Consider the following 7,986-nt stretch of genomic DNA (forward strand, 5'->3'; position numbering starts at 1 on the left):
CGGCATATTCGATGGTGATCATCACGTTCCGCTCGAGCCCACGGATGTCGGACACATGGATCTTGCCGGTCAGGTACTCGGGCGTGGTACGCACCGGTCCGGCATAGCGGGCGCCGGGGTCCAGGCAGGCCATCGCGCTGCGGATGTTGGCCGAGGCGAATTCGGTGGAGGAATGGGCAAGCAGCCAATCGCAGAACCGCTTGCCTGCCGGATTGCCCTCGTGCGTGCAGCCCTTGCTCCACGTGTTCCAATCAGTAACCAGTTCGATCGACTGGCTGGCGCCTACCGGCGTGCTGTTGGCGAAGGCGAGCATCTGCGCGCATATCGGCTCGCGCGGCGCCTGCAGCGTGCTGCAGCCCGTGGCCAGCAGCATGATGGTGATCAGCAGCGGGGTGCGACCAAGTGCGGCCATCGGCGTGCTCTCCCTGTCACTGCGGTTGATGATGGGGGCATGCAGGTGAAGAGTCGACCTTGCAGAACTGCCTGGCAGCGGTCGGCAACGTGTGACTCTGCGAGGCAGCTCAGCGCAGCAGCGGCAGCGGATCGCGAGCCCCGTCTTTCCCGTAGATGCCCCAATGCAGATGGGGCGGCGTGCCCTTGGCGTTCCCGCTGTCGCCGACATGGCCGAGCAGGTCGCCGGGTTGCACTACCTGTCCGCGCCCCAGGCCATCGGCCCAGTCTTCCAGGTGCGCGTAGTAATAGCGCTCGCGTCCCGGGCCGATGACCCAGACCTGGCGGCCACCGAGGCCGCTTTCGCGGATGTCGGCGATGACGCCGGGGGTGGCGCTGCGCACCGGCGTACCGCGCTTGCCGAAGATGTCGATGCCAGCATGCGTGCGGTCACGCCCGCGCGGCGCACCGAAGGTATCGGCGATCTGGCGCGGGCGAACGCCTTCCACCGGCACCGGCAGCTGCGTGGCCGGCGGCATGCGCGAGAGCGTCCACAGCATCTTAGGTGCGGCGGCCCACGGGCTGTTCCAGAAGGCCATCGCCGCGATGGCCAGGATCAGCAGGATGGCGCCACGCAGCAACCAGCGGCGCAGGCGTCTGGCATTGGAAGGGGAAGCGGTGTTCATGCGTTGGCAGTGTAGGAGCAGGACACGCTCGACTGCATCTGCGTCATGTCAGCGGCACGTCGAAACCACGCTTCAACGTGCCCAGCGCTACCGACGTGCGGAAGCGCTCGATGTTGTCATCACCACCGAACAAGCGCTCGGTGATCGCCTCGTATTCCTCCATCGATGCCGCCGAGAGCAGCAGCAGGAAATCGCCGTCGCCGGTGATCGAGTAACACTGCTGCACGGCAGGGTCGTCCTGCACGCGACGGCGGAACGGGGCGACCTTTTCGCGCTGCTCGCTGACCACGCGCACCTCGACGATGATGGTCAGCGGCCGGCCGATTTTCGCGGCGTCGATCACCGACACATTGGCGGCGATCACGCCGCTGTCCTGCAGGCGCTTGATCCGCCGCTGCACCGCCGGCGTGGACAGGTGCACGGCTTCGGCGATCTGCCGCTGCGGCAGGGTGTTGTCCTGCTGCAGGAGGGCGAGGATGGCGCGGTCGAAGCTGTCCAGCACGGGGGCGGTGGCCATGGTGAGCAGAAGTTGCACGGACGGGCCGTCAATTGAGCCAAGTGCTCGCCGCCGACGCAATAGACTGGCGGCATGCAGACTTCTCGAATCGCGCCGATGTTGCCGGCGCTGGCGGTGCTCGGCTCGGTCACCGCACTGGCCATCGGTACCTCCTACGCCAAGCAGCTGTTTCCGTTGATCGGCGCGCAGGGCACCAGCGCGCTGCGCGTGGGCTTTTCGGCGCTGTTGCTGCTGCTGTTCTGGCGGCCATGGCGCTGGAAGACCAGCCGCGTGGATGCGGTCACCATCCTGCGGTACGGCCTCACCCTGGGCCTGATGAACCTGTTGTTCTACATGGCCTTGCGCACGATCCCGTTCGGCATCGCGGTGGCCATCGAATTCACCGGCCCGTTGACGGTGGCGATGCTGTCGTCGCGGCGTCCGATCGATTTCCTGTGGGTGGGTTGCGCAGCGGTCGGGCTGCTGTTGCTGCTGCCGATCGGCGGCGGCCCGGCACTGGATCCGGTGGGCGTGCTGTACGCCATGGGGGCAGCAGCGTGCTGGGGCCTGTACATCGTGTTCGGCAAGCGCGCCGGCCACCTGCATGCTGGGCATTCGGTGTCGCTGGGGCTCCTTGCCGCGTCGCTGGTGGTGGTGCCAGTGGGCGTGGTGCATGCCGGCGCGGCGTTGCTGGAGCCGAAGATCCTGCTGGCCGGGCTGGTGGTGGCGCTGGTGTCCAGCGCGATCCCGATGTCACTGGAAATGATGGCGCTCAAGCGCCTGCCCAAAGAGACCTTCGGCATCCTGATCAGCATGGAACCGGCGGTGGCCGCACTGTGGGCGATGCTGCTGCTGCACGAGCACCTGCATGGTCTGCAGTGGCTGGCCATCGGCTGCACGGTGCTGGCTTCGGTGGGCAGCACGATGACGTCACGGCGGTTGAAGGTGCCGGTGGCGCAGGCGGGGTAGTGCCGGGGCATTCCCGGCGGAGAGCGTGCGGACCAACGGTCCGCACCCACAGGAGCAACGGTCCGCATCCACCAGATCAGCGTGCCAACCGAGGTTGGCACCTACCAGAAGCGTCAGCGCAGGGCGTCGGCGGGGACGTCGATCGCCATTGCGAGGGCCAGATGGTCGGAGAACGCCGCCGGCACCGCTTCCACGGTGCGGGTCTGCAGACCACTGCTGACCAGGATGTGGTCGATGGCGCGGTCGGGGCGCCAGCTGGGGAAGGTCGGCACGATGCAGCCGGGCGGCTGCAGCCGGGTCTTCTGGTACAGCACCTGCATTTCCGGACGTTCGGCCAGGCAGTTGAAGTCGCCCATCAGCACCGCATTGGGGTGGTCCGACAACAGCTCGGCGATGAAACCAAGCTGGGCCATCCGCGAGCCTGCGCCCAGCGACAGATGCGCTACCGCAACGGCCAAGCCATCGCGACCGTCGCCGAACTTGGCCAGCAGCACGCCGCGCCCGCCGATACGGCCGGGCAGGGCATGGTCCTGCACTTCCACCGGTTCCAGCTTGCTCAGCAGGCCGTTGGCGCTGGAGGCGACGCCACCCATGCGCCGGTTCGGCTGGTGGCTCCAGTAATTGAAGCCGGCGCGTTGGGCCAGGTAATGGGTCTGGTTGGTGAAGCCCGAGCGCAGGCTGCCCGGGTCGGCCTCCTGCAGGCCGACGATGTCATGACCGCGCGCCAAAGTGRCAATCGCGTCAAGGCTGCTGCGCTTGCGACCCGCCGGCAGTGCATGTGACCAGCTGCGGGTCACATAGTCGCTGTAGCGGCGGGTACTTGAGCCGGCCTGGATGTTGGCCGTCAGCAAGCGCAGGGTCCGTGTTGTGGGGGAAGTCACGGCCGGGAAAACGTCTCTTTGATCAGTGAGCCTGGGCCGCACCGCGTTCGCGGGCGATCAGGTGGTCGGCAATGCGCAGCATGTCCGGGAAGCTCTTGCCCTTCACCAGGTACTTGCCGTTGACGATGATCGACGGTGTGCCGCTGATCTGGCTGCGCTGGGCGAACTGCTTGGCCGAGTTGGTCTTGGCATTGACCGCGAAGCTGCCCATGGTGGCGGCGAACTGCTTCGGATCGACGCCGTAGGCACCGTAGAACTTGGCGATGTCATCCACCGAATCGGCACCGCGCTCGCCCTTCAGGGTCTTCTGCGAGTGGATGGCCGAGTACAGCGCTTCGTGGGTCTTCTCCTGTACGCCCAGGGTCTGTGCGGCGTAGAAGGCACGGGCGTAGTTGTCCCAGGTGCCGCCGAACATGGCCGGCACGTAGACGAAGTTCACGTCGCTCGGCAGGCCGGCCTTCCACGGGCTGACCAGCGGCTGGAATGCCGCGCAGGCCGGGCAGACGTAACCGAAGATCTCGACCACTTCGACCTTGCCGGCCGCCGGCTGGAACGGCTGGCCGTTCGGGATCAGCTGGTAGTCGGCGCCTTCCACCGGGGCCGGGCCGGTCAGCGCGGCGGTGGTCGGGGCAGGCGCGGCGCTGGCAGCGGTCGTGTCACCTTCGGCAGCCGGAGCAGCGGCTTCGTTGCCTGCGGCCGGTGCGGCCGGTTCGGTGCTGGCCGGGGTTGCCGACGGTTCTGCCGGGGCGGCGGTGTTGGCGGTGCCATCGTCGGCCTTGCAGGCCGCCAGGATCGGCAGCAGCGCTGCGAGGGCGAGGGCGGCGAAACGGGTCTTCATGGAAACGTCTCCAGCATCTGGAAAGGTGGGGCCGGCGACAGGCGCCGGCCAGAGGGAAATGATGACATGCGGCGGCGACAGCGCCGTGTCGATGGTGTGTGTTGGTTCAGCGGCCGCGGGCGGCGCGGGCCTGGGCGATCAGCGCCGAGGCGATGCGCAGCTGGTCGTCGAAGCTCTTGCCACGGACCAGGTACTGGCCGTTGATGATGATGGCCGGGGTGCCCGGCACCTGGGTGCGCTGGGCGAAGGCACGGGCGGCATCGACCTTCTTCTGTACCGCCTCGCCGCGCAAGGCCTGCGTGTAGCGCTCCGGGGTCACGCCGTAGGCCTTGTAGAAGCTGGCGAGCTCATCGGCCGAGACGTTCTGCATCGGCAGCGTGCCCTCATCGTGCAGGGCCTTGAAGACGGCGGCGTGGCTGCGCTTGGCCACGCCCACTTCGTCGGCGGCGTAGTAGGCCAGTGCCCAGGCATCCCAGGCACCGCCGAAGGCGGCCGGAACCGGGGTGAAGCGCACGTCGGCCGGCAGCTTGGCGGCCCAGGCGGCCAGCTGCGGTTCGAAATGGGCGCAGTGCGGGCAGGTGTAGCCGAACACCTCGACCACCTCGATCTTGCCGGCCAGCGGCTGGAACGGGCCAGGCTGGGCGATGCGCTCGTAGTCTTTGCCTTCGACCAGCGGGGCGTTGGCGGGGGTGGCGGCGCAGGCCGCCAACGGCAGCAGCACCAGCAGGGACAGCAGAAGGCGGGGAATCAACCTCATCGACACGCATCTCCGTTGAAAATGACAACGCCGGCGCAGCCGCCGGCGTGAAGGAAACATACCGCAGCGACGGGCCGTCGTGGCGACCGGCGCCGACCAGTGGCGGTCAGGGGGCGGCAGCCGGTCGCGTCGAAGCGCCCTCGGCGGCGAGATCGTCGGCTTTGTTGTGCAGGCCCTGCAGGTAGCTGGAAAGGGCCTGCACCTCCTGCTCGGTCAGCTTCTGCGCCACCGTGGCCATGATCTGGAAGTGCGCCTTGTCGGTCTCGTTGGTCTGTCCGGCCTGGTACTCCTGCAGGCGCCGGGCGACATAGCTGGCGTGCTGGCCGCCGATGTGCGGGTAGGCCGGGCCGGGGTTGCCGGCGCCGCTGGGGCCGTGACAGGCCATGCAGGCCGGCAGCCCGCGCTGGGCGTCGCCGCCGCGGTAAAGCTGCTGGCCGATCTGGTAGAACTTCATGCCCTTGTACGGGCCTTCGGCCACCGGCGTGTCGTCGGCGATGCCGGCGTTGGCCTTCTGCGTGGCGAAGAACGCGCCGATATCGCGCATGTCCTGCGGGGTGAGGTTCTGCACGAAGGGCACCATCGCCACGGCGGCGCCGGAACTGCGCTGGCCATTGGCGATCAGGGCCATCTGCTGGGCGACGTAGCGCTCGCTCTGGCCGGCGATGCTGGGATACATCTCCACCGTGGAATTGCCATCGGCACCATGGCAGGCGGCACACGCGGTGGCCTTGGTCTGGCCGGCCTTGGCATCGCCCCAGGTGGTCTTGCTGAAATCCACCTCGAGCGAGGCGGTCTTGATCGGGCCGTTGTCGGGCAGCGGGGTCAGCGTGGTCTGCGCAAAGGCAGCAGCGGCAACAACGGCAGTAGCAAGGGCGGATACGGCAAGAACGCGAGCGTGGCGCATGCTGAAGCTCCGTATGGACCGGCCGGGCGGCGGCGGCCGGCATCGCCCGGATTATCAACGCCGTTTCCTTGCACGGTCAACGCAGCAGTGCAGCATTTTCCCGCTGGAAGGCCCCGGGCCGGGCGCGCGGCGCCGCAACATGCGATCCTATGCGCATGTCATTGCTCATCGAACGCGCCCAATACCACCTCTCTGCCCACAACATGGGGCAGCTGCCGCCCGATGAAGGTTCTGAAGTGGCCTTTGCAGGTCGCTCCAACGCCGGCAAGTCGAGCGCGCTCAACGCGCTGACCCGCCAGAACAGCCTGGCCCGGGTCTCCAAGACGCCTGGCCGGACCCAGCAGCTGGTGTTCTTCCAGGTTACCCCGGACGCCCACTTGGTCGATCTGCCCGGTTACGGCTACGCCAAGGTGCCGTTGGACCTGCAGGCGCACTGGCAGGCCTTCATCGACCGCTACTTCCGCACCCGCGAGGCCTTGAAGGGGCTGGTGGTGGTGATGGACATCCGCCATCCGCTGAAGGACTACGACCGGCAGATGCTGGCCTACGCCGTGCAGCGAGGCCTGCCGGCGCATGCGCTGCTGACCAAGGCCGACAAGCTGAGCCGCAGCCAGCAGATGCAGACCCTGCAGAAGGTACGCAAGGAACTGCATTCGTCGTTCGGCGATACGGTGAGCGTGCAGGTGTTCTCCGGCGCCGCCCGTACCGGCGTCGAGGAAGCCCGCGGCATCATCGGCGGCTGGCTGGGGCTGGAATAAGCCCCGTCGCCATGACGGTAGTGCCGGCCGCTGGCCGGCAACCTCACCGTCCCTGCGGCCGCCCTCACTCCTTCGGCAACGGCGAGAACTCCGCCGGCACCCACGCATACGCCTTGCCTTCGCTGCGAACGTGACCCAGCCCGGGGAACGGCAGGTGCGCACCCGCCACCCACCAGCCGTTGGCGCTGGCTTCCTGCAACAGGCTGCGACGGCTGGCCGTAGCCGCCTTGCGATCCGAATCCGCCTCGAATGCCGCTTCCGGGTGTGCGAACTGCACTGCATGGAAATGCAGCACATCGCCCCACACCAGCAGTGACTGGCCCTGGCTGTCGAAACGGTAGGACACATGCCCCGGCGTGTGGCCGTGGGTATCCATCGCCACCGCGTGCCCCGGCAGGGCGTCCCCAGGCTGGAAGGTGTGCAGGCGACCGGCGGCCTGGTACGGCGCGATCGCGTTGCGTGCCAGCGCGAAGGCAAAGCGCACGCCCTGCGGTGCCGTGGCTTCGCTGGCCGGGTCGAGCCAGTAGCGGGCATCGGCCTTGGACAGCCACACCGTCGCATTCGGATAGGCCTGCTTGCCCTGTGCGTCGAGGATCCCGCACAGATGATCGGGATGGGCATGGGTCAGCAGCACCTCATCGATCTCGGCCGGGTCCACGCCTGCCGCACGCAGGTTGCCCAGCACCTGGCCCTGGTCAGGGCCGAAGCACTGCGCGGTGCCGGCATCGACCAGGGTCAGGTGCTTGCCCTGGCGCACCAGGAAGGCGTTGATCGCGGTCTGCAGGCCCTTCTTGTCTTCGGGCACATAGCGGCCTTCAAGCAGGCGGCTGACCAGCGTTGGCGGCACGTCGACCACTTCCTGCCGGCCGAGCGCAACCACGCCGTCGAACAGGGCCGTGACCTGCAGCGCACCGATGCGCTGGTGTTGCACGCCCGGCACCTGCTGGGTGGGGGCGGGCGAGGTGGCCTCGGCCAGCGCGGCCAACGGCAGGGAGGACAGGGCCAGCAGCAGGGCGGCGTGCAATGGCAGATGACGCAGGGTCATGGCGGTTCTTCTCGGTGAGTGATGGGCAGGCCCGTTGCGTACAGCGTGCCGTGTTGCGCGTGCGTGCGGCGCTCAAAGCACTGCGCGGAATGCTCAATGGGGGTATCGGCAGGGCTGCGCCCTGCACCCGCAGAGGCAACAGCAACGGCAACGGCCGAAGCAACAGCAGGAGCTGGTTTCCTGTGGGATGGCGGGTGGGTCCGGTTGCGGGGGACGCCGTAAACCCATCCATGGGGGCTTGGCCGCGGCATCCATGCCGCGG

10 protein-coding genes are annotated in these 7,986 nt (G+C 67.9%); 2 read left to right on the forward strand and 8 right to left on the reverse strand.

Annotation, left to right across the window (positions count from 1 at the left end):
- The 3 genes from AB4Y84_RS07805 to AB4Y84_RS07815 form a co-directional block, all read right to left on the reverse strand.
- Positions 1-412: hypothetical protein (locus AB4Y84_RS07805; RefSeq protein ID WP_442249958.1), on the reverse strand; the 412-nt coding region annotated here is incomplete at its 3' end.
- Positions 413-521: 109 nt separating this feature from the next.
- Entirely contained in the window at positions 522-1,076 is a 555-nt protein-coding gene (locus AB4Y84_RS07810; protein WP_442244395.1) for a M23 family metallopeptidase, read from the reverse strand.
- Positions 1,077-1,119: 43 nt separating this feature from the next.
- On the reverse strand, positions 1,120-1,593 hold the full coding sequence (locus AB4Y84_RS07815) for an Lrp/AsnC family transcriptional regulator (RefSeq protein ID WP_442244394.1): 474 nt from the start codon (positions 1,591-1,593) through the stop codon (positions 1,120-1,122).
- 72 nt (positions 1,594-1,665) lie between these two features.
- Here AB4Y84_RS07815 and AB4Y84_RS07820 point away from each other — a divergent pair, with 72 nt between their 5' ends.
- The gene (locus AB4Y84_RS07820; protein WP_312785983.1) at positions 1,666-2,541 is read left to right on the forward strand and encodes an EamA family transporter; all 876 of its coding nucleotides are present in this window, start codon (positions 1,666-1,668) and stop codon (positions 2,539-2,541) included.
- Between the two features lie 113 nt (positions 2,542-2,654).
- On the opposite strand, the gene AB4Y84_RS07825 is transcribed toward AB4Y84_RS07820, so the two are convergent.
- The 4 genes from AB4Y84_RS07825 to AB4Y84_RS07840 all read right to left on the reverse strand — a co-directional run bounded on the left by AB4Y84_RS07825 (position 2,655) and on the right by AB4Y84_RS07840 (position 5,921).
- Entirely contained in the window at positions 2,655-3,422 is a 768-nt protein-coding gene (locus AB4Y84_RS07825; protein ID WP_442249959.1) for an endonuclease/exonuclease/phosphatase family protein, read from the reverse strand.
- A gap of 22 nt (positions 3,423-3,444) precedes the next feature.
- Positions 3,445-4,260 (reverse strand): thiol:disulfide interchange protein DsbA/DsbL, encoded by an 816-nt coding sequence (locus AB4Y84_RS07830; RefSeq protein WP_442244393.1) that lies wholly within the window; start codon positions 4,258-4,260, stop codon positions 3,445-3,447.
- A gap of 106 nt (positions 4,261-4,366) precedes the next feature.
- Positions 4,367-5,017, reverse strand: coding sequence for a thiol:disulfide interchange protein DsbA/DsbL (locus AB4Y84_RS07835; RefSeq protein ID WP_442244392.1), 651 nt, complete (start codon positions 5,015-5,017; stop codon positions 4,367-4,369).
- A 106-nt stretch (positions 5,018-5,123) separates the two neighbouring features.
- Positions 5,124-5,921 (reverse strand): c-type cytochrome, encoded by a 798-nt coding sequence (locus AB4Y84_RS07840; RefSeq protein WP_025878663.1) that lies wholly within the window; start codon positions 5,919-5,921, stop codon positions 5,124-5,126.
- 155 nt (positions 5,922-6,076) lie between these two features.
- Between AB4Y84_RS07840 and yihA the strand changes: the two genes are divergently transcribed.
- A complete protein-coding gene (yihA, locus tag AB4Y84_RS07845; RefSeq protein ID WP_230111274.1) occupies positions 6,077-6,679 on the forward strand; it encodes a ribosome biogenesis GTP-binding protein YihA/YsxC in 603 nt (200 codons plus the stop codon).
- A gap of 64 nt (positions 6,680-6,743) precedes the next feature.
- Here yihA and AB4Y84_RS07850 read toward each other — a convergent pair whose 3' ends face one another.
- Entirely contained in the window at positions 6,744-7,724 is a 981-nt protein-coding gene (locus AB4Y84_RS07850; RefSeq protein ID WP_442244391.1) for an MBL fold metallo-hydrolase, read from the reverse strand.
- Positions 7,725-7,986: the final 262 nt, after the last annotated feature.

This window comes from Stenotrophomonas sp. 2YAF22 (genome assembly GCF_052114665.1).
GTDB lineage: Bacteria > Pseudomonadota > Gammaproteobacteria > Xanthomonadales > Xanthomonadaceae > Stenotrophomonas > Stenotrophomonas indicatrix.